22 protein-coding genes are annotated in these 20,551 nt (G+C 46.0%); 7 read left to right on the top strand and 15 right to left on the bottom strand.

Features of this window, described 5'->3' with window-relative positions; translation table 11 throughout:
- Positions 1–110: 110 nt before the first annotated feature.
- The 4 genes from CHRO_RS04810 to petH form a co-directional block, all read right to left on the bottom strand.
- Positions 111–1,103 carry an S-layer homology domain-containing protein gene (locus tag CHRO_RS04810; protein WP_015153056.1) on the bottom strand — a complete coding sequence of 331 codons (993 nt, stop codon included), beginning with the start codon at positions 1,101–1,103 and terminating at the stop codon, positions 111–113.
- Between the two features lie 131 nt (positions 1,104–1,234).
- Complete coding sequence (locus tag CHRO_RS34205) at positions 1,235–1,357, bottom strand: hypothetical protein (RefSeq protein ID WP_281168624.1); 123 nt, start codon at positions 1,355–1,357, stop codon at positions 1,235–1,237.
- 31 nt (positions 1,358–1,388) lie between these two features.
- Complete coding sequence (locus CHRO_RS04815; RefSeq protein ID WP_041462356.1) at positions 1,389–2,789, bottom strand: homoserine dehydrogenase; 1,401 nt, start codon at positions 2,787–2,789, stop codon at positions 1,389–1,391.
- A gap of 32 nt (positions 2,790–2,821) precedes the next feature.
- Positions 2,822–4,084 (bottom strand): bifunctional rod-capping linker CpcD/ferredoxin--NADP reductase PetH, encoded by a 1,263-nt coding sequence (gene petH / locus CHRO_RS04820; RefSeq protein WP_015153058.1) that lies wholly within the window; start codon positions 4,082–4,084, stop codon positions 2,822–2,824.
- A 551-nt stretch (positions 4,085–4,635) separates the two neighbouring features.
- Between petH and CHRO_RS04825 the strand changes: the two genes are divergently transcribed.
- Together CHRO_RS04825 and CHRO_RS04830 are read left to right on the top strand one after the other, a co-directional pair.
- A complete protein-coding gene (locus tag CHRO_RS04825; protein ID WP_015153059.1) occupies positions 4,636–5,646 on the top strand; it encodes a phosphoribulokinase in 1,011 nt (336 codons plus the stop codon).
- A gap of 179 nt (positions 5,647–5,825) precedes the next feature.
- Positions 5,826–7,220: a glycoside hydrolase 100 family protein gene (locus tag CHRO_RS04830; protein WP_015153060.1), complete on the top strand. Its 1,395-nt coding sequence runs from the start codon at positions 5,826–5,828 to the stop codon at positions 7,218–7,220.
- Positions 7,221–7,285: 65 nt separating this feature from the next.
- Here the strand turns inward: CHRO_RS04830 and CHRO_RS04835 are convergent, their stop codons facing one another.
- Positions 7,286–7,786 (bottom strand): bifunctional nuclease family protein, encoded by a 501-nt coding sequence (locus tag CHRO_RS04835; RefSeq protein WP_015153061.1) that lies wholly within the window; start codon positions 7,784–7,786, stop codon positions 7,286–7,288.
- Positions 7,787–8,108: 322 nt separating this feature from the next.
- On the opposite strand from CHRO_RS04835, the gene CHRO_RS04840 reads away from it, so the two are divergent.
- Positions 8,109–8,771: a riboflavin synthase gene (locus CHRO_RS04840; protein WP_015153062.1), complete on the top strand. Its 663-nt coding sequence runs from the start codon at positions 8,109–8,111 to the stop codon at positions 8,769–8,771.
- Between the two features lie 88 nt (positions 8,772–8,859).
- Here CHRO_RS04840 and CHRO_RS29445 read toward each other — a convergent pair whose 3' ends face one another.
- Both CHRO_RS29445 and CHRO_RS04850 read right to left on the bottom strand, forming a co-directional pair.
- Positions 8,860–10,140, bottom strand: coding sequence for a M23 family metallopeptidase (locus CHRO_RS29445; protein WP_015153063.1), 1,281 nt, complete (start codon positions 10,138–10,140; stop codon positions 8,860–8,862).
- Between the two features lie 190 nt (positions 10,141–10,330).
- Complete coding sequence (locus CHRO_RS04850) at positions 10,331–11,152, bottom strand: biotin--[acetyl-CoA-carboxylase] ligase (RefSeq protein WP_199197641.1); 822 nt, start codon at positions 11,150–11,152, stop codon at positions 10,331–10,333.
- A gap of 122 nt (positions 11,153–11,274) precedes the next feature.
- Here CHRO_RS04850 and pgeF point away from each other — a divergent pair, with 122 nt between their 5' ends.
- Positions 11,275–12,159 (top strand): peptidoglycan editing factor PgeF, encoded by an 885-nt coding sequence (gene pgeF / locus CHRO_RS04855; protein WP_015153065.1) that lies wholly within the window; start codon positions 11,275–11,277, stop codon positions 12,157–12,159.
- 201 nt (positions 12,160–12,360) lie between these two features.
- Here pgeF and CHRO_RS30255 read toward each other — a convergent pair whose 3' ends face one another.
- Entirely contained in the window at positions 12,361–12,534 is a 174-nt protein-coding gene (locus CHRO_RS30255) for a DUF4278 domain-containing protein (RefSeq protein WP_015153066.1), read from the bottom strand.
- 703 nt (positions 12,535–13,237) lie between these two features.
- Here CHRO_RS30255 and bchI point away from each other — a divergent pair.
- Positions 13,238–14,362, top strand: coding sequence for a magnesium chelatase ATPase subunit I (gene bchI, locus CHRO_RS04865; RefSeq protein WP_015153067.1), 1,125 nt, complete (start codon positions 13,238–13,240; stop codon positions 14,360–14,362).
- A gap of 140 nt (positions 14,363–14,502) precedes the next feature.
- Positions 14,503–14,799, top strand: a complete 297-nt coding sequence (locus CHRO_RS04870) for a hypothetical protein (protein WP_015153068.1) — start codon at positions 14,503–14,505, stop codon at positions 14,797–14,799.
- Between the two features lie 20 nt (positions 14,800–14,819).
- Here the strand turns inward: CHRO_RS04870 and CHRO_RS04875 are convergent, their stop codons facing one another.
- From CHRO_RS04875 to CHRO_RS04905, 7 genes are all read right to left on the bottom strand, one after another.
- Entirely contained in the window at positions 14,820–15,239 is a 420-nt protein-coding gene (locus tag CHRO_RS04875; RefSeq protein ID WP_041462358.1) for a DUF309 domain-containing protein, read from the bottom strand.
- A gap of 125 nt (positions 15,240–15,364) precedes the next feature.
- Positions 15,365–15,730: a ferredoxin thioredoxin reductase catalytic beta subunit gene (locus tag CHRO_RS04880; RefSeq protein ID WP_015153070.1), complete on the bottom strand. Its 366-nt coding sequence runs from the start codon at positions 15,728–15,730 to the stop codon at positions 15,365–15,367.
- Between the two features lie 163 nt (positions 15,731–15,893).
- Positions 15,894–16,316 carry a hypothetical protein gene (locus tag CHRO_RS04885; RefSeq protein WP_041462359.1) on the bottom strand — a complete coding sequence of 141 codons (423 nt, stop codon included), beginning with the start codon at positions 16,314–16,316 and terminating at the stop codon, positions 15,894–15,896.
- 126 nt (positions 16,317–16,442) lie between these two features.
- Entirely contained in the window at positions 16,443–17,102 is a 660-nt protein-coding gene (nblB, locus tag CHRO_RS04890) for a phycobilisome degradation protein NblB (protein ID WP_015153071.1), read from the bottom strand.
- A gap of 231 nt (positions 17,103–17,333) precedes the next feature.
- A complete protein-coding gene (locus CHRO_RS04895; RefSeq protein ID WP_015153072.1) occupies positions 17,334–17,798 on the bottom strand; it encodes a CBS domain-containing protein in 465 nt (154 codons plus the stop codon).
- Positions 17,799–18,107: a hypothetical protein gene (locus tag CHRO_RS04900; protein ID WP_181824272.1), complete on the bottom strand. Its 309-nt coding sequence runs from the start codon at positions 18,105–18,107 to the stop codon at positions 17,799–17,801. It abuts the gene before it with no gap.
- The gene (locus CHRO_RS04905; RefSeq protein ID WP_015153073.1) at positions 18,088–18,465 is read right to left on the bottom strand and encodes a YggT family protein; all 378 of its coding nucleotides are present in this window, start codon (positions 18,463–18,465) and stop codon (positions 18,088–18,090) included. The genes CHRO_RS04900 and CHRO_RS04905 overlap by 20 nt, the downstream gene beginning before the upstream one ends.
- A gap of 248 nt (positions 18,466–18,713) precedes the next feature.
- On the opposite strand from CHRO_RS04905, the gene CHRO_RS04910 reads away from it, so the two are divergent.
- Complete coding sequence (locus CHRO_RS04910; RefSeq protein ID WP_015153074.1) at positions 18,714–20,537, top strand: two-component system response regulator; 1,824 nt, start codon at positions 18,714–18,716, stop codon at positions 20,535–20,537.
- Positions 20,538–20,551: the final 14 nt, after the last annotated feature.

Genomic DNA, 20,551 nt, shown 5'->3' on the forward strand with positions numbered 1-20,551 from the left:
AAATAAAAGCGATCGCCCAATAAGATTTGTCTTAGCGCGATCGCTTTTTCAGTTATCAGGGAGCAGGGGGAACAATTACCCATTACCAATTACCAACTACCATTTACCATTTACTGCTGTTGAACTCCAGCAATATAGGGAGATTGAATCGGATCGAGCCGTCCTGCTCTTACTAAAGCTTGGTAAACGCTGGCTGCTACATCAGCACGGGTAGCCTTGATATTAGGTCTGAGTTGATTAGCTTCAGGATAATTCACGACTAACCCAGCCGTGGTAGCTGCGGCAATTCTCTCCCTAGCATAATTGGGAATTTGGTCTGCATCTACATAGAATTTCTCCAAGACTTGCTCTGGTAAGGCTGGTGGTGCAAGATTTAAGCCACTAGCCAGAGACACCAAAACTTGCGCTCTAGGAATCTCCTGTTGAGCTTTAAATGTATTGTCAGGATACCCGCGTAAAAATCCAAGTTGAATTGCTCGATTAATCGCTGGGATTCCCCAGAAATTTTCAGGCACATCTGTAAATTTACTCTGAGTATCAGATCCAGGTAATTGATTGAAGGCTTCTTGCAAAATCGCAGCATACTCAGCTCTAGTGACGGGATCGGTAGGCTTGTAATAGCCGCCAGAAAAACCTCTGACGATGCCACGCTCGGCAAGAGCTGTAATAAATGGATATGCCCAATAATCCGCAGGCACATCTTGAAACTTAACTTGTTGGGTTGGAGATGGTTCTGGGGATGCTGGAGTGGTTGGTGTGGTGGGAACAGGGACGATCGCCGGAAATGGAGCTACAGGCTGTCTGCGGGGCGTGACAGGCGTTTCTGGAGCGATCGCTTCTGGGGCAGGACTGGGAATCGGCGCTAGTTCCGCTCTAGGTTCGGGGCTAGCTTGCGGCTGGGGAGTCAAAGCCACAGGCGATCGCGCTTCTGGGGCAGTCACCAACGGTAAGATACTGGGAATCTGAAAACCTCGCCCCGAACGAGACAGCGACCAAAATAGTATTCCGCCGAGCGCAGCTAAAGCCAGCACGACTGCAAGAAATTCATCAAATCCTAAAGGAGTTCTGGAAGACCGAGGATCGGGAGGTGGGGAATTAGTCATGCATTTTCGCCCATCGAATCAGGATTTCGTGTCTAAGACAATCTACTTGTACTAATTCGCTCAATCTACTACCTTAAGGCTAATTTTTTCAATTGGTCATTGGTCATTGGTCATTGGTCATTGGTCATTAGTTAACGGTTGACAGTAATTATTCTTCCTTGTCCCCCTTGTCTTCCTTGTCCCCCTTCGCCCCCTAATCCCCACTCCCTTCGGTCGTGGGGTCCCCGAGTTCCCCCTTGTCCCTCACTCCTCACTCCTCACTCCTCACTCCCCACTCCTCACTCCTCACTCCCCACTCCCCTCTTCCAACACGCGCAAAATACTAGGAATACTATCAATTGCTTCAAGCTGGCGAATTTCTGCTAAAGCTTGATGAAAATCGCCTTCGCGCACGTTGTGGGTGACAACGACGATTTCGGCTAAATGTTTGTGAATTCCCGTCTGCACGACAGATTCTAAGCTGACACCGTGGGAACCGAAACAAGTTCCCAACTTACCAATTACCCCAGGATGGTCTTTGGTGAGGAAGCGGGCGTAAAATCGGGTAACGAGTTCTGACATTGGGGCGATCGCGCAGTAGTCTTGATGAGTGCAAGCGAGTAATGGGTGGAGTGAGGCGCTTTCTGTCTCCAAGTGTCCCGTTTTCAACACAGCAGCAACATTTAAAATATCCGAAACAACGGCGCTAGCGGTTGCTCCTGCCCCTGCCCCAGGACCAAAAAACATCACCTGTCCGAGGGGTTCGGCTTCCACCAAAATTGCGTTGTAGACCCCGTGAATGCTGGCTAAGGGATGCGATTGAGGTATGAGAGTGGGGTGAACGCGGACGGAGAGCAGAGGGGCTGAGGGAGCTGAGGAAGCTGAGGGAGCTGAAGGAGTTTCTCTTTGGGCGATCGCGAGTAATTTGATTGTAAAACCGAGTTTTTGGGCGTAAGCAATATCTGTTTGGCTGACTTGACGAATGCCTTCACAGTAAACATCGGGTAGCTTGATCCTGCCACCGTAAGCTAAGGAAGCGAGAATAGCGATTTTATCGCCAGCATCTAAACCGTCTACATCGGCAGTAGGGTCAGCTTCAGCATATCCGAGTTTTTGTGCGTCTGCCAGTACGTCATCAAAACTACTGCCTTCCGCTTGCATCCGCGTCAGAATATAGTTTGTCGTCCCGTTGACAATGCCAGTAATAGCATGAATCCGATTCACACCTAGAGTTTGTTTCAGGGGTTGAATGACTGGAATGCCTCCCCCAACAGCCGCCTCTAGCATGACGTAAACTCCAGCAGCGTTGGCAGCATCAAAAATTTCATTGCCGTAACGGGCGATAACAGCCTTATTCGCCGTGACGACGTGCTTGTGATGAGCGATCGCCTCCATAATCAGCGATCGCGCTGGTTCCAGTCCTCCCAATACCTCAACGACAATCTCTACTTCTGGATCGCTGACAATCGCCTGTAAATCTGTCGTCAATATTCCATCTGGTAGGTTGACCGCACGGGGCTTATCGAGCGATCGGACTCCAACTCGATAAATTTCCAACTCCTGCATTAGAGAATGCCGTCCAGCCCTATCCTGCAATAGCTGAACCGTCCCCGTTCCTACCGTACCTAATCCTAGTAAACCAACCTTAAAAGCCACAACTTTCCCACTTAGTTCGCCAAAAACAATTGTAGGGTGGGCATTGCCCACCCTACTAGCCACTAACCACTAACCACTAACCACTAATAGGTTTCAACGTGCCAGCGTCCGGCTTTCTTCATCTCTTTCTGATAGTCCGACCACTTGATACCAGATTTAGCAGCCTCCGCTGCTAGTGCTTCGTCGATCCCGCCTTCCATACCTTTTAAACCGCAAATGTAAGTGTGGGTATTTTCTTGCTGGATCAGCTTCCACAGTTCTGCTGCTTGTTCGGCTACTCGGTCTTGGATGTACATTTTGCCACCTTGAGCGTTTTTCTGCTCGCGGCTAATGGCATAAGTGAGACGGAAGTTATCGGGATACTGCGCTTGTAACTCTTCTAGTTCCTGTTTGTAAAGGATATTGGGAGTTTGAGGAATACCGAAGATCAACCAAGCAAAACCCTTAAATTGATACTCAGGGTTGGCAGCTTTTTCTTCATCCTTAAACATCCGCCACAGGTAAGCTCTAAATGGAGCAATACCCGTACCCGTTGCCAACATGATAACGTTGGCATTGGGGTCTTCTGGCAGCAACATTTCCTTCCCGACGGGTCCGGTGATCTTCACGTCTGCCCCTGCTTCTAAGTGACAGAGGTAAGTCGAGCAAACACCGTAGACAGTCTCGCCTGTTTCAGGGTGCTTGTACTCCAATTGACGCACGCATAGAGAAACGGTTTTGTCATCCATTTTGTCCCCGTGACGGGTGGAAGCAATGGAGTATAGCCGTAGCTTTTCCGGCTTACCGTTTTTATCTGTCCCGGGTGGGATGATGCCGATACTCTGACCTTCTAGGTAACGAAGATTGCTACCGGAAAGATCGAAAATTAAGTGACGAACAGTACCAATTCCGCCTTCACCAACCAATTCTTCATTGGAAAGACACTTCCCAACAAAAGGAGCATTGGGACGATAGGTATTGACGGGGACATCTGCGTGTTTGGCTTTCTCAGGCTTTGGCTGTGCTTGAGTCATGGGCTTGCCTTTATTTTCTGCTTTTTTCTGCTCTTGTGGTGCAGCTTTTGCTGCTTCTTGTTTTGGAGCCACAGCAGGGGCTTTGCCGTTACCGTTGCCATCAACTGTCAGAAGTTGAATATTGACAATTTTGCCTCCCATACGGGCGATCCGCCGCATTTCTTGGTTCATGCGGTTGTAAGGCACTCTCATATATACGCTGCCACTTTGACGAATCGGGTAGCCCATTTGGTCAGTTGTTTCATTCTGACGTAAGCCCACCACTTCGTATACAAAGACGCGGCTACCAGCTTCGGTGTTGGCGGCTGCATCAGCGGCGTTGGAATTGTACATCGATTAACTCTCTCCGAACCCTACATCACTACTGAAAACTGAAAATTGGTGTTCTAAAACAGCTCTCTTAAGAGAGAGATTTCTGCTTCTGCAAAAAAGAGTCGCAAGAAATACTTCCAAAAAGTAGCTGTGATGAACTTTTATTATTCTCACCCGTAAAGGAGCGCCTGGGATGGCAAATTCCTTGCTTAACTCCTCTACCAGACTACAAATTTAGTCACTTGCAGAATGTTAAGAGCGATCGAGTTTTGTTTTTTTTAATAAAAATGTGCAACAAAACCTTAGCATAAGTACTAAGCCACTAGACGATATAGCCCAAAAGTAGCCTTGTAAGGGCGATCCCCTTCTGGTAGGATCTACTATAACAGTAGGACTAAATACTTAGCAGCTCTCAGGCGATTTCTTCCATCGGGAAGCGCGATCGCAACAGCTGAAGCTTGGAGGCAACCCAAGCAATACAAGTTAAGACTACCAGATTAAGTTCCAGGCTACCAAGTAAGCCAAACAAACAACATACAAAAACAGCCCATCTTGTCAGTTAGAGGAAACCTATGATCAGTAAGCCGGATCGCGTGGTTTTGATTGGCGTAGCCGGAGATTCCGGTTGCGGTAAATCCACGTTTTTGCGCCGTTTAACAGATTTGTTTGGAGAAGAGTTAGTCACCGTTATTTGCTTAGATGACTATCACAGCCTGGATCGCAAACAGCGCAAAGAAACAGGAATCACTGCCCTCAATCCCAAGGCAAATAATTTTGACCTAATGTACGAGCAAATCAAAGCTCTGAAAAACGGTCAATCAATTGAAAAGCCGATTTACAACCACGAAACCGGATGCATTGACCCACCGGAACATATCGAGCCAAATCATATCATTGTAGTTGAGGGCTTGCATCCGCTGTATGACGAACGGGTGCGATCGCTACTTGATTTCAGCGTCTATCTTGACATCAGCAATGAAGTCAAGATCGCTTGGAAAATTCAACGCGACATGGCAGAACGCGGTCATCGCTATGAAGACGTGGTTGCGGCAATTAACTCTCGCAAACCCGATTTTGACGCTTACATCGAGCCGCAAAGAGAATTTGCCGATGTTGTAATTCAGGTGTTGCCAACTAACCTGATCAAAGAAGACAAAGAGCGGAAAGTGTTGCGCGTGCGGATGCTGCAAAAAGAAGACGTACACGGCATGACACCAACCTACCTATTCGACGAAGGCTCTACGATTCAGTGGACACCTTGCGGACGTAAACTGACCTGTTCCTACCCAGGAATGCAAATGTTCTACGGGTCGGACGTTTACTACGGTCAATACGTCTCCGTATTAGAAGTAGACGGACAATTTGACAACCTAGAGGAAGTTGCTTACATCGAAACTCACCTGAGCAACACCTTTACCAAATACCAAGGTGAAATGACTCATTTGTTGCTCCAGCACCGCGAATACCCTGGTTCCAACAACGGCACGGGTTTATTCCAAGTCCTAACAGGCTTGAAGATGCGAGCAGTCTACGAAAGCCTCACTGCCAAAGAAATCAAAATGGCAGTCTCGGCAAAAGCCTAAAAGAGAGCTGAGGGAGCGATCGGGAGCTGAGGGAGCTGAGGGAGAAAAATAACTTTTGAATTCTTCCTTGTCCCCCTTGTCCTCCTTATCTCCCTTGTCCCTCTTCTATTCCCTACCCCCTACTCCCTACTCCCTTTAAAATAAAGGTTGCTCAAAAATTTGCGGGGACTAACTGGTTCATGTATACAGAAAAGGAGCTACTGAGTGAGGCGTGGACGAGATTAGAAGCATCGGTTTTAAAGTTTGAGAATGAACCAATTGGTACAGTAGCTGCTGCAATTGATAAAAGCACTCAACAATTCAATTACGGGCATTGCTTTATTCGCGATTTTGTGCCTTCAGCCCTAGCATTTTTAACTAGAGGTCAGGGTGAAATTGTCGCCAATTTTTTACGACAAACCCTGAAGTTACAGATTAACGACAAAAATATCGATGAAGTTAGGGCGCATATGGATGGCGTAAGACCAGGTATGGGTCTAATGCCAGCAAGTTTTGAGATAGTCGAAGAAGAAGGAAAACAAGCTGTCAGAGCCGATTTCGGCGAACGGGCAATCGGTAGGGTTACACCTGTAGATTCTTGTTTGTGGTGGCTGATTTTACTACGGATTTATCAAAGAGCTACAGGCGACCAAGAGTTAGTTCAAGAAGCAGGATTTCAGCGGGGAATTAGGTTAATTCTCAATCTCTACATGCTGAAGCAATTCGATATGTACCCGACGCTGTTAGTTCCCGAAGGGGCATTTATGATTGACCGTCGCATGGGAGTGTACGAGCGTCCGCTAGAAATTCAAGCTCTATTTTACGCGGCTTTGCTAGCAGCAGATGAATTGCTGTTACCCAAAAATAAACAGGACATTCATACAGAAATCGAGCAGCGATTGGCAAGATTGAAAACGCACATTCGCGAACATTATTGGCTCGATTTAGAAAAAGTGAATGAAATTCATCGCTACGAAAACGAGCAATTTGGAGAAGAAATTTGCAACAAATTCAATATATATCCAGAGTCTTTGGAAGCCTGGGCGATTGATTGGGTTCCCAAAGAAGGAGGCTATCTCGCTGGGAATCTGGGACCAGGGCGGATGGATTTTCGCTTCTTTGCAATTGGGAATTTGATGTCAGTTATTTGCTCGTTAGCAGATGAAGCGCAATCTCAAAAGATCATGAATCTGATCGGTAAACGATGGATCGATCTAGTTGGAAATATGCCAATGAAGCTTTGTTTTCCTGCTATAGAAGACAAGGAATGGGAATTAATTACAGGTTGCGACCCAAAAAATGTGAGTTGGTCTTATCATAATGGCGGAAGTTGGCCCGTTCTGTTATGGTTTTTAGTCGCGGCAGCTTTAAAAGTGGGGAGAAAAAGTATTGCCGAACGGGGAATTAGAATTGCCGAAAAACGTTGGTGCGAGTATAAAGATAAAGATCGTTGGCCCGAATACTACGATGGCAGAAAAGGCAATTTAGTCGGCAAAAAGGCAATGCGCTATCAAACCTGGACGATCGCCGCTTATATCGTCGCCAAAGACTTAATGGAGAACCCGCAGCATTTAGAATGGATTACATTTCAGTGAACAGCGGACAGTTATCAGTGGTAATTGGTAATCGATCGCTGGTCACTGATAACTGGTCGCTGATTTCAGCCTGTACGAAACTCGCCACCTCCTTGAATCAAATCTTCTGGTCTAATGTTGGAGAGAAACTCTCGAAAAGCTTTCAGCTCAGCTTCATCTGCTTCGCGATCGACGGGAATTGAAGCATCAGCTACCACTTCCTCCATCACCCAGATCGGGCTATTCAGGCGTAGGGCGATCGCGATCGCATCGCTGGGACGAGCATCAATTTCTTTTTTGACCTCACCCTGGCGGGCGCACAAAACTGCGTAAAACGTCCCATCCTGAATTGAATGAATGACGACTTTTTCCAAGGTCATACCCCAGACCTCTAGAATATTTACTATGAGGTCGTGAGTTAGAGGTCTGGGCGGTTTTTGATTTTCCAAAGCGCCAATAATCGCCTTTGCCTGATCTTGATTGATGTAGATGGGTAATGCTCTACGCTCTTTACCGTCTTTCAACAGCACGATTGGACTGCGGTTGACCGCATCTAAAGCAATGCCAGCGACTTTCATTTCGATCATTTGCGTAGCCTCTAAAACTCTCTAGGCAAAGGGTAATTGGTAGATGGGGTTGAAGGTGTTTGATTCTGTATAGCAAAAATAAACATACTTTATAGCCTTACATAACAACTTTTCCGATCTGCTGTCAGCAAAGACAGAGAATTGCCCTTAGTTCTTTGCTGTACGATAGCCTATCCTAAGTATGCCCTGATTGTAAGCTGAATTTATGGATTTAGCGTGAGTAAATTTTGCCAGAATCAGTTGTCTAAATTGCATCCAAGACCGCTCGGATGAGACAAACTAGCTAAACTGGGCAAAATTATCGATTTTTGGGAGAAAAACTGTGTTTACGGGATTAGTACAAGCTTTGGGTCAAATTCGAGCGCTAGACAACTATTATTATCAAATTACTTGCTCTAGCGACCAGAAAAATTTAATTTTGCCAGATCTCGCGCTCGGGGATAGCGTTGCGGTGGATGGAGTTTGCCTCACGGTCATGGAGATTCTACCCCAAGGATTTATCGCCGCAGCCTCGCCGGAAACCCTCCGCCGTACTACCCTGGGACAGCGCGAAGCTGATGCAGGATATGTCAATCTAGAAACCTCTTTGCGTGTCGGTGGTAAAGTGGGAGGTCATTTTGTCATGGGACACGTAGATGGAACGGGGTGCTTGGAAACGGTAGAAGACACAGCTACCTCATGGGAAATGAGCTTTACTGCAACAGAAGCGATCGCCCGCTACATCGTTCCCAAAGGCAGTATTGCCATCAACGGTGTTAGCCTTACCATTGCCGATCTCGACCCTACCAGAAATTGGTTTAAAGTCGCCGTCATTCCCCATACCTACGATTGCACTAATTTACGCGATCTCCGCCCTGGTAGTCTAGTTAATTTAGAAGCTGATATTTTAGGCAAATATGTCGAAAAACTGCTGAATTACAACTCTCCTCATCAAGCCAGAGAAGAGTTATCGCCAGCATTTTTAGTAGAACACGGGTATCTATGAGGGGCGAGGAGCGAGGGAATAAGAGAGTGATGCCTGGTGGGTGAAATACCTACGTCTTAAAACTTACGGCTTCTCCCTTGTCTTTTCCCTAACCCCTCACTCCTAACTCCTCGCTCTTACTTACAGCGTTGCGATCGCCACGAAGTGCATTAACTAGCTGGACTACGGCAGATTCTAATTCTGCACCAGGATCGCGGGCAACTAAGCTATCCAAATCGACTTGCTTAATTTCAAAGTTGAATTGAGTACTGCTGGCGCTGGCGACGATCGCTTCGCGAACAGTGGCGGGCATCGCCGTTTCGTGACGATCTGGTTGGGAGTTGGCTAAGCGGATAGCTTTATCTAATCGTGCTAGCCCAGTCTTCAAGTATGCTTCAGGGTTGGCAACAATCCAACCGTTGGCAGTTAACTGTCGGGTCTCGAAGTGGAGGTGAGGACCTGTGGAATTACCCGTACTGCCAACCCGCCCGATGACAGTTCCCTGCGGAATTGTTTCTCCTGGGGAGACAAAAATTTCAGATAAATGACCGTAAAGAGTTTGGAGCGTATTTTTGTTGTGGTTGAGAACGACAGTTAAACCGTAGCCACCGACATAATCGGCAACTTCTACCGTACCTGGATAAGCCGCTAACACTGGCGTTCCCAGGGGCGCACCTATATCTGTACCAGAGTGAAAGCTGAAATCACCAAACAGAGGATGGACGCGCCAGCCAAAAACTGAGGTGACGGGAGAGGGAACTGTTAGTGGAAACATGAAATTGCCCTGTCCTTTGGCTTCGGGATCGCGGTATTGATAGCTGAGAACGCTACGCTGGGTTTTCAAGTTGGTCGCCACGCGAAAGCCTTCAGCAGTGATATCGATCGGTCCCAGCTGAATTGGTCTGATGCCGTTGGCAACCGAGTGGCGATCGAGCGGGGCGACGCTTCTACCAAAGTTTCTAGAACGAGCTAGTTGTCTCATCCGCTGTTGGCGGAGGCTGGGACGACAAAGGCTACTCAAACCAGGTCTAGCAACAGCCCGACAACCGGAGATTCTGGATTTTAATACTATTGAGCTTGGTGCTTCGTAGCCAGTGGTAGCACCGAGGCTGTATCCTGTGGGGTCGATGTACGCACCACTAGGATCTGGAGCAGGACGATCGGGCAAGTTAGCCGATCGCCTGACAGGTGAAGTGTCTAGCTGTTGTCTCAGTTTTTGCCATCTCTCCGGTTTTACCGATTTTGAATTGACTTGTAGGCTGGGGCTGGGAGAGGCATCGAATGAATTGTCGATCGCGGCTTCTGACTGAGCTAAGACTAAGTTGCCACCAAGCAAGCTAGAAATACTAATAAAACCGATCAGAAATATATGTTTGGAGTTAGTAGGCATAATAACTGGTAATTAGTAGTTAGTCATTTGTTATTTGTCATTTGTTATTTGTCATTGGTAAGTTGTAAGTTCCTTCTTACTCCCTACTCCCTTGCTCCGCCAATATACTGACAACTGACGATCGCTGCTCCCTGCTCGTCCCTGCTATTTCCTTACGATACAAACGAAATATTTATGCTTTGTCAAACAATTAGCCATCATAACCCAGACTCACAGCACCAGGGGGGAGACAAATTTCTGAATTGGGGCTGAAATTGTATGATTGAGAGTCAAGCCTGACTCGTAGTTCGCCGCGATCGCTAATACCAACTACAACGCCGTTTTGTCCTTCTACGGTGAGGCGCTGTCCCATATTTATAAATAGTTTGTGGTAAGACGGCAGAAGAGTATCGATTCCCCCTGGGGAGCAAAACTTGTAACCTGAAATTGTGCCTTGTAGTGTCACAGCCGCTAATGTTTCTAAGCAGTCAATTGCAGCCAAAGGTTGTTGAGATAAGAAAGATTGCAAACCGATCCCTGTAGCTGGGACAGGGTTAGCCCAGTTAATCCCGACTCCGACTACAGCATGAATAATTTTTTCATGTCGCACTTTTGTTTCTGTCAGAATTCCACCCAGTTTACGTCCTAGCAAAATTAGGTCGTTGTGCCATTTCAATTTTACCGGAACACCGCGATCGCCCAAAGCCGTTGCAATGCCCCAAGCAGTTGCTAAAGTCAACTGATAGCCGCAGTTGACTGGTAAGTTTGGCTCTAGGACTACAGATAAATATAAACCTCCTGCTGGCGAAGCCCACTGTCGTCCCCATTGTCCCCGTCCAGCTGTTTGTCGTTCGGCAATGATGACCGTTCCTGGTTTTGCCCCCTGCGCGATCGCATTCCAGGCTTTCTGGTTGGTCGAGGGTAGACTCTCGTAAACTTCTACAGCAAAATCCGCTTCTGCTACCATTGGAGCAAGAATTGCTAATAGCTTTTGTCGGTCTAGTGTCACGCTGGCAAGTGCAAACTGTGTCAATTAAGTTAGCATTAATTTGCTGAAAATAAACCTGTCATGCTGTGCTTTTACATTAGATGGCAGCTTGGCTAATTTAGTTTCATTTTGTTGGTTAATTGTTTGCTAATTTTTAGATTTAATCCATGCATACTTGGGATTGGCGCGGTTGCGAAGGTTTTCTCTATCTATCCTGTAGCTTGTTAGAAGCATTTCCCCACGGTTTTTTTACGCGACATTTTCATCCTCATGCTCCCCATGACTTGACCTCAGCTTTACACCCAGAAGCCGAGGCTTATCGCGTCAAGCAGGTACATGGGAATGTTGTCGTCACTCCATCTGAAGTGAGGAGCGAGGAGCGAGGAGCGAGGAGCGAGGGGAAGAAGAGAGCTAAGGGGGTTGAGGGAGCCAAGGAAGAATTTTCAATCCAAAATCCAAAATCCAAAATCCAAAATTCTGCCTCACTCCTCGCTCCTCACTCCTCGCTCCTAGTTGAGGCAGATGGATTGCTCACAGAACAGCCGCTACAGGCAGTTTGGGTAGCGAGTGCCGATTGTACGCCTGTATTAATTGCCGATCGCCATACCGGACAAGTTGCAGCCGTTCATGCAGGCTGGCGGGGAACGGCGATGAAAATTGTGCCGCAAGCGATTGCGCGTTTGCAAGCACAAGGTAGCAAAATTCAAGATTTGCGCGTCGCTTTGGGTCCTGCGATCGCGGGGAGTGTCTATCAGGTTTCCCGACAGGTAGCAGCTGAAGTTGGAGCTAGCATTACTGCAACTGATGCCACAACCGAAATTCTCGACTGTTTAGCTGAAATACCCAACTCTCCTCTATTTCCCGATTCTCACCCAGAAAGAGTCCGGTTGGATATCCGGCGGGTTATTACCTTGCAATTAGAGCAATTGGGTATTAGTCCCGAACAAGTGGCGATCGCTCCTCACTGTACCTACCAAGAACCAGAACGTTTCTTTTCCTATCGTCGCGACAAACAGAAAAAAGTTCAATGGTCGGGAATTATTAGTCAATAAACATTGGTAATGGGTAGTTGGTAATTGGTAATGGGTAATTGGTAATGGATGTTAATTGTTGGGTATTAGTTGTTGACTTAGCTACTATAGCAATCCTAGATGAATCGTGAAATTAATTGCTCGTGTAGAGACGTTACATGTAACGTCTCTACACTGGACACGTTTACAAATCAACTTGAATTGCTATATTCACTACTCACTTTAATAAGCTAATCCACGATATTTTAATTGTTGAGTAGGTTGTGGGGCGATCGCTTGTGTGGTTGGACGAGAACCGAAGCTGACACCTCGATATTTTCCTGCTACTTGCTTAGTCACTACTTGAGCTGATTGATTAGATTTGGGGTAAGCTAAACCACGATAAGAAAGCTGCATTTGTTGTTTCTCCTTTAGGTAATATGTGTTTGATGAACGTGTAAATAAAATAAATTTGAACGTGGTAGATTCCTTACTAAAGTTAATTTCCAGAAAGATTCTGAACGCGATATAAATACTGAGGAATTGCAAGACATTCAGTGAAAAGAATTACCGTTGTCCTACTCTTAACTACCTCTCGATAATTCTGAATTTCGGATTTGGAATTCTGAATTTTTGTGACTAGCTGCAAGTTGAAAGCGCCAATTCATTGCCCGTGGCTACACGTACTCTGGGAAAGGTTGCAGCGTGGGTTCAAACTTTTTGTCCAGGAGGATGAAACCGCCAGTTTAAAGCGTGGGGTTTGATGTAGGGTTGGATAGCAGCAGGTGTATAATTGTTGATTTGAGCGCGGTAGATGAGAAACACTCTGTTACCGATTTCTATCTCTTACGCGCAGCTTGATGTTTATCCTCGGGTTTGTCAGCAGATAGCCTGCCTGTATTTCATACAGTCCGACACGAGAGATCTGCTGAGGAATGTCACGAATTACGCTCCACAAAACCGTTACATTGGTCAATAGCTGCGAATTCTATTTGCCTGCTGCAAGCTCTAGCACTGCATAACGTGTCACTGGCATTACTACATTACGTGTCAATGGTGGCACTGCATTATGTGGCAAAATTAAAGACGGTGTTAAGAAAAAACTTTAATAGGTAATCCCGTGACAACTGCTACCGCTGCTCGTCGTGTCGTGTTTCCTTTCACCGCTATTGTGGGTCAGGACGAAATGAAACTCGCCCTTTTACTCAACATTATTGACCCGAAAATTGGCGGGGTAATGATCATGGGCGATCGCGGTACTGGCAAATCCACCACGATCCGCGCTTTAGCTGACTTATTACCAGAGATTGAAGTTGTAGCGGACGATCCGTTCAACAGCCATCCTAGCGATCCCGATCTGATGGGCGATGCAGCACGGCAACTGTTAGAACAAGGTGCAGAAATTCCCATCGCCAAGAAAAAAATTACTATGGTCGATCTGCCCCTGGGAGCTACAGAAGACCGAGTTTGCGGCACGATTGATATTGAGAAAGCTTTATCTGAAGGTGTCAAAGCTTTTGAACCAGGACTGTTGGCAAAGGCAAATCGCGGTATCCTCTACGTCGATGAAGTTAACCTACTTGACGATCACCTTGTAGACGTATTGCTAGACTCCGCCGCCAGTGGTTGGAATACTGTAGAACGGGAAGGCATTTCGATCCGTCACCCCGCCCGTTTCGTTCTCGTTGGTTCTGGCAACCCAGAAGAAGGTGAATTGCGCCCTCAACTACTCGATCGCTTCGGAATGCACGCAGAAATTCATACTGTAAAAGAACCAGCCTTGCGGGTACAAATTGTGGAACAAAGGTCGGATTTCGACCAAAACCCACTGCAATTTTCTGACAAATATCAGCCACAGCAACAAGCTTTACAACAACAGCTGATTAAGGCTCAAGAGTTGTTACCTTCAGTACAAATGGATTACGATCTGCGGGTAAAAATTTCTGAAGTTTGCTCCGAACTTGATGTTGATGGCTTGCGGGGTGACATTGTAACCAACCGCGCAGCTAAAGCGATCGCGGCGTTTGAAGGTCGTACTGAAGTCACAGTAGATGATATTCGTCGTGTCATTACTCTATGCCTGCGTCACAGACTGCGGAAAGACCCCTTAGAGGCGATCGATTCTGGTTACAAAGTAGACAAGGCATTTAGCCGCGTGTTTGGCATTGAACCAGCGACGGATGAAATGTCAGAAAAAACAGCGCAAGCTAATGGTATTGGACAAGCAGGCGGACGCTATCGCTAGCCTTAAATTATTCATGTTTGAGCATTTTGACTTTTGTACGGGCGGGTTTGAACCGCAGAATTACTTGTTCTAGAACAGGTCTGCCTAAAAAAACCGCCCCTACGACTTTTGAACTTTGACTTTTGACTTTTGACTTGCCTATGAGAATTTGGCTAATTTGGTGGAACACTCTAGTTTTTTCTTGTCAGCACAATCCACCCCAGCTAATCGAAATGCTGATGTTATTGTTGGCAACGATGTTATTGGGGACTTGGCTAATTTCACCCCATTGGTCTTATCAAGCATTAGCCTGGAGTTACTTAATCGGAGTATCGGCTTCCATGTGGATACGAGAGGCGATCGCCCCTACCTACCAAGCGCGTCCCACCCAAGTTATTGCCGTACTGTTATTTATCCTCAGCCTCTACGGTTTTGCTGACTTGTTTCAATATTTGTAGAAGTGAGTAGTCAAGTCTGCCTACACAATCTCTGACTCAGCTGGTACGATTTTCGGCAGGGGCAAGGTAGAAGTTTCTGTTGCGATCGCATCTTTACCCAATTGCCAAGTACCCACCTTTTCTGCACCCGCTTGTTGTAGTGTTTTTAATAAATCGGCGCTAGAAATTATCAATTCATCAACATCAATCCCGCTATAAGCACTAGGATACCTGTCTAGCCGCTTAATGCCTTCTCCTAATAAAATGACTGCCCCATGCCAATTCTTATTACCTAGATGATAAAGCCCCACAGCAACTTGCAAAACTCCCTGATAGAAAGTTTTTTCCGGTTCAGTTGCTTCCATCCATAAGGCTTCTAAGGTATCGTGACAGGCATAGAACTGCCCTTGATTGAACTGTTCTACACCCTGCCAAAACTCCTCTGGTTCCTCTTGATTCAAGACTTTATACCTCACACGCAATTGTTAAATAGGGGCGGGTTTGTCTACTTTTTCTAATGGAAGTAGAGATTTTTGGTGAACCCACCCCTACAATTCCGAATTCCGAATTCCGAATTCCGAATTCTCTATCCCATGCTTTCTCGCACGGTTTTGATGTATTCTAAATCGATGTCCTGTTGTTCTCCAGCAAAGTCGTTGTCTGGAGTTAAGAACAGCATACAGTGACACTCTTTACGTTCGCGCATTGGTACACAAGGGCAATTCCAGAAAGTTGCGTGAACTTCTGCTTCCTTGTCTTCATAATGGCGACAGGGACATAAAGGCGCACCAAGATCGTCTTTGTGTTTGGCAAGCCCTTCTACTACTACAGCTGTCACGGAAGGATCGGCGCAAAAATATGTTCCCGTGCGCTTGGCGTAAGTCTGGGAGAACTGCCACATTGCCTCTAGGCTTTTCTCAGTCGATAGAGCGTTGTTTTCTGTTGTGTTCATAACCTTTCTTGACGAATCTTTAAGTTTTGTTTACAAGAGCTGAAGCATTGTTTCTAGCATTTTAACAACATAGATGTTGCAAAAGTGAATATAAGTCGTAAGTCGTAAGTTAAGAAGCCGCTAGTCACCAGCCACCAGCCACCAGTCACTATTCACCTGCTGATTACAGTTTTGCTTTGGACAACTCATCGTGTAACGCCCGTAAAGTAGGGTATTGAGAGCGCAGTTGCGTGATGCCCGTCCAATCAGATTGAGTGTTGCACGATTTACAGACAGCCTTGATTCGTTGTAAATGTTGGACGGCTTCTCGATAGGCAGAGCGATTTTTTTGCTCGATCGCCTGCGTAGCTAATTGTTTGTAAAGCGCGATCGCCATTTGGGGATGGGTAGTTTCGATTGCCTTGGCTAGGGCTTGGCGAAATCTAGACTGCTCCCACTCTTTGAGCTGGGGAAATAATTCTAGCACCCGCTCGATATTTTTCTCGTAAAAGGCAATATGTGTCAGCAAGAGCAGCTGTTTGTTCTGCTGGAGTTTTTGTAGTACGTTATCTCGCAGTTGCCGTATAGTGGTTTGAGCGAATATCATTCGCGACTACACAAACAAAGTCCGCCTGCGCGGACTGAAACATATTCAATCTCTTAATCTGCTTAAGCAGATTTTGTCTATATAGCTGCGAATTTTATTCGCCAAACTTCCTAGAAACAAATTTTACTACAAACTATTTTTTGCTTCTTGAGATACAGCTTCAACTTCATCTTTTGCTAACTGCTCGATCAGAGTCCGAGCTTGTTCGCCGCCCAATTTAGCTAAAGCTTGCACGACGCGATAGCGAATTTGCCAATCGGGGTTGGTAGCAAAAGGAACTAGTAATTCTATTGCTTGCGGATTGCCTAAATCTCCCAGAGAGCTAATTGCCGCAGTTTTATCTAACTCGCTACCCGATTCCAATGCTTCTTTTAATAAGTCAAAAGAGCGCGGATCGCCCAATTCGCCTAGAGTTGCAATAATACTAAACCGCACTAACCACTCGGGCGTACTGTGATAGACTTGCGCTAAATCTGCAAACGCATCAGTTAACTTCAGCGCTCCCAGACAGTCAGCCGCAGCAGCTTGTACGTCTGGTTCGGGGTCGTTAAGTAGGCGATCGCGCAATACATTTAAACTAGTATCTAAATCTTGTCCTCCCAAAGTGTCCAACTGACTTACTGCCGAGTAGCGAACTCTGGCGTTGGGGTCATCAATTGCCTTGAGCGCCAACTCCAGCGCAACTCCTTTATCTTCCAATTCGCGAACTTGATTCATCGCCCGCAAGCGATCGCCCAAATCCTGCGAATCGAGTAATTGCTTTACCGATTCTGGACTAACAGCCATTTTGAATTTGTTATTTGTATTTGGTAATTTGTATTTACTCTTACCATTTTTTAGGGGCAAGAAGTCAGAAGTCAGAAGTCAGAAGTTAAAAGTCAAAAGTTAAAATCTAGAAGACGAGAAGTAATTTTCCCTGCTCCCTGCCCTACTCTCTAATGACTTTCTTCACTGACTACTTTGTAGAAACGTTACATGCAACGTCTCTACGCTGATAAGTGATAACTGATAACTGAATCACTGGTCGCTGGCTGCTAAGTCGCGTACGATATCGCCACGAGTCAAAATTCCGATCACCTTACCGCTAGGATCGACGACTGGCAAACGCGGGATCTTGCGATCGTGCATCAGTTGTGCTGCATCTCGCAATGGTTTATCAGGAGCAACGGTAATCAAATCTTGACTCATTACCTCTCCCACCGTCTGCCCCAACGCTTTATGCAAGTCTCGTTCGTATTGAGCCGGATTTTTCAGGAAAATCACGCTATCAAGAAACATGATGTAAGCCGGGGGAGTAACTCCTGTTTCTTGCCACATCAGATCTGTCTCTGAAATCGTACCGATTAACTTGCCTGCATCGTCTACCACGGGTAAACCACTAATACGCTTTTCTGCCAAAAGCTTGATTGCATCATGCAGTGAGGTTTCTGGACGCACCACAATTGGGTCGCGGGTCATGACATCGGCAACAGTCTTAGGCATTTACAGACAGCTCTCTTTTGCAATATCCTCTAAATTTATTTTAAAGGGTGAGGTGCGCTCCGCGCAGGGTGTAGTGAGTGGTGTGTGGCGCGTGGTGCGCTCAGGCGTGGTGCGCTCAGGCGTGAAACACTTGTGAATTATGACTTGTGACTTGCCTTGCTTCCTCAGCTCCTCTGCTCTCTTCTCTCCTGCGCCCAAGTCCCCCTTGTCCTCCTTGTCTCCCTTGTCCCAATTTTGAATGCGCGAATGCGTGAATTTTGCCTCCGACTTACGACTCCCGACTCCCAAATTATTCTGTCCTACTGCCAATTAACCAAACTAATCTTCCTACCAACCAACCAAGAATCGCGTAAGCTGCAATTGCCACGATCGCGTTAATTTCAAACACCTGGGAATTACCAAACTTTGGCGTACCGAATAGGTTAGCAACTGGAGCGTAAAAAGGCTCGGAGAGATTATAGATAAATTGAGCAAATGTATTATCTGGATTCGCCCCAAACAGCCGCAAAATCATTCGTAACAACAGCAGCATCCCCAGCGCTCCGGCGAGGAAGTAAATAATTTGTACCAGCTTGCTGACAGTAGCATTACGGCTAGCCAGCGTCACTCGCCGTTCTGCTTCACGTAGCCGAATTTCTTCATGCCGCTGTCGGTCGTCATCCCTCATTTGCTCCTACCTGTACCTTGCGATCGCGATTTTCTCTGTTAGTTAATTTTAATTTAAAAAAAATTATCCAAGTCTCAAGGGTGAAACAAATCCATATTTTTCAAATCTTCATCGAATTCTTCATTGTACGCATACCTAAATTACTCTTGCTTAAGTCACGATAAAAGCACGACTGTCAAAAATTTAGTTATTTTTTCTATCCTCAAAGTTAACTGCTAATAGCTAGCTAATCATAGCTATTTCCTGCAATGGTCGATATAAATCAGAGATCTTCTATTTTAATTGTTGACGACAGCCCGCTCAATGTTAAAGGTTTGTTTAAAATCTTACACCACTCTGGGTTTATAGTTTCTGTTGCAAACAGCGGTGAAAATGCTTTATTGGAAATCAAAAATACATTACCAGATCTAATTTTATTAGACGTAGTAATGGTAGGAATGAATGGCTTTGAAACTTGTCGTCATCTCAAAGCCGATCCAGCAACTCAAGATATTCCAGTGATTTTTATTAGTGCTTTAGATGAAGCAACCAATAAAGCCGAATGCTTTGCAGTTGGCGGAGTTGATTACATTACCAAGCCCTTTGCAGCCGAGGAAGTGTTAGCGCGAGTCAGACATCAATTGGCATTACGTGCAGCCAAAATAGAAATCGAACGGCTTAACCAAGAACTAGAAGCAAGAGTTCGCCAGCGAACGCTGCAACTAGAGGCAGTCAACCGACAGTTGCAACAAGAAATTAGCGATCGCCATCAAGTACAAGAGCAATTAGTCTACAGTGCTTTGCACGATGCCTTAACCCATCTCCCCAACCGTACTCTATTGATGGAACGCTTGGAAATGGCGTTACAACGGGTAAAACGATATCCAGACCATTTATTTGCCGTTTTATTTATCGACTTAGACCGTTTCAAAACGATCAACGACAGTTTAGGGCATCAGGTAGGCGATCGATTGCTATTGGCGATCGCCCATCAGCTACAACAACTCGTCCGCTCCACAGATACAGTGGCTCGCTTAGGCGGAGATGAATTTATCATTCTCCTCGACCCCATTCAAGATATTAATGATGCGATTCGAGTTGCCGAGCGAATTCACACCCAATTGCGATCGCCACTGCAACTCGCAAGCAGAGAAATATTTATCGGTGCTAGTATCGGTATCGCTGCGAGTGCAACTCACTATCAACAAGGCTCAGAGCTGCTGAGAGATGCAGATATAGCCATGTACCGTGCTAAAGAGCAAGGTAAAGCGCGGTATGAAATTTTTGACCGAGCTATGTATGCTGAAGCAATCCAAAAGCTGCAAATCGAAAACGATCTGCGTCAAGCAGCAGTCGGACAAGAGTTTCACCTCAATTACCAGCCAATCGTCTCTTTAGATACAGGTAAAATTATCGGTTTTGAAGCGCTACTACGCTGGCTGCATCCCGAACGGGGTTTGATTTCTCCGTCCCAGTTTATCCCGATTGCTGAAGAAACTGGATTAGTTGTTCCGATTGGTGAATGGGTACTTTTCACAGCTTGCAGCCAAATGAAACAATGGCAAACTAAATTTTCTCATCCACCCGCCAAAATCAGCGTTAACCTCTCGCTGAAACAATTGCGAGAACCCGATTTTCTGGAGAAGATAGATCGCATATTAACCGAAACGGAAATTGCCGGCGAGAGTCTCAACCTAGAACTGACCGAAAGTATGCTCATGGACAACGTGGAAGAACTGATCTTCGTTCTTGGACAACTGCGTGCGAGAAATATTCGCCTGAGTATTGACGACTTCGGTACGGGTTATTCTTCTCTCAGCTATTTACATCGTTTTCCAATTGATTATTTAAAAGTAGACCGAGCTTTTATCAGTGGAATTGGAGCTGGTGGCAAATCTCGTCAGATTGCAGCCACAATTATTTCCCTAGCTCACCAGTTAGGAATTAAAGCGATCGCTGAAGGCGTGGAAACTCCAACTCATTTACAACACTTACATGCATTAGATTGTGAAGAAGCACAGGGATATTTATTTTCTAAACCCCTAGATTTAGCAGCCGCAGAGTCTTTAATTTTGACCAATCCTCAGTGGTGAGTTAACAGAGTTGC

Source organism: Chroococcidiopsis thermalis PCC 7203, assembly GCF_000317125.1.
Classification (GTDB): Bacteria; Cyanobacteriota; Cyanobacteriia; order Cyanobacteriales; family Chroococcidiopsidaceae; genus Chroococcidiopsis; species Chroococcidiopsis thermalis.

Excerpts from the sequence above, each read along its gene's own strand:
- CHRO_RS04810 (WP_015153056.1), bottom strand. The coding sequence starts at position 1,103 with ATGACTAATTCCCCACCTCCCGATCCTCGGTCTTCCAGAACTCCTTTA.
- petH (WP_015153058.1), bottom strand. The coding sequence starts at position 4,084 with ATGTACAATTCCAACGCCGCTGATGCAGCCGCCAACACCGAAGCTGGT.
- CHRO_RS04825 (WP_015153059.1), top strand. The coding sequence starts at position 4,636 with ATGATCAGTAAGCCGGATCGCGTGGTTTTGATTGGCGTAGCCGGAGAT.
- CHRO_RS04830 (WP_015153060.1), top strand. The coding sequence starts at position 5,826 with ATGTATACAGAAAAGGAGCTACTGAGTGAGGCGTGGACGAGATTAGAA.
- CHRO_RS04835 (WP_015153061.1), bottom strand. The coding sequence starts at position 7,786 with ATGATCGAAATGAAAGTCGCTGGCATTGCTTTAGATGCGGTCAACCGC.
- CHRO_RS29445 (WP_015153063.1), bottom strand. The coding sequence starts at position 10,140 with ATGCCTACTAACTCCAAACATATATTTCTGATCGGTTTTATTAGTATT.
- pgeF (WP_015153065.1), top strand. The coding sequence starts at position 11,275 with ATGCATACTTGGGATTGGCGCGGTTGCGAAGGTTTTCTCTATCTATCC.
- CHRO_RS30255 (WP_015153066.1), bottom strand. The coding sequence starts at position 12,534 with ATGCAGCTTTCTTATCGTGGTTTAGCTTACCCCAAATCTAATCAATCA.
- CHRO_RS04870 (WP_015153068.1), top strand. The coding sequence starts at position 14,503 with ATGAGAATTTGGCTAATTTGGTGGAACACTCTAGTTTTTTCTTGTCAG.
- CHRO_RS04880 (WP_015153070.1), bottom strand. The coding sequence starts at position 15,730 with ATGAACACAACAGAAAACAACGCTCTATCGACTGAGAAAAGCCTAGAG.
- CHRO_RS04885 (WP_041462359.1), bottom strand. The coding sequence starts at position 16,316 with ATGATATTCGCTCAAACCACTATACGGCAACTGCGAGATAACGTACTA.
- nblB (WP_015153071.1), bottom strand. The coding sequence starts at position 17,102 with ATGGCTGTTAGTCCAGAATCGGTAAAGCAATTACTCGATTCGCAGGAT.
- CHRO_RS04895 (WP_015153072.1), bottom strand. The coding sequence starts at position 17,798 with ATGCCTAAGACTGTTGCCGATGTCATGACCCGCGACCCAATTGTGGTG.
- CHRO_RS04905 (WP_015153073.1), bottom strand. The coding sequence starts at position 18,465 with ATGAGGGATGACGACCGACAGCGGCATGAAGAAATTCGGCTACGTGAA.
- CHRO_RS04910 (WP_015153074.1), top strand. The coding sequence starts at position 18,714 with ATGGTCGATATAAATCAGAGATCTTCTATTTTAATTGTTGACGACAGC.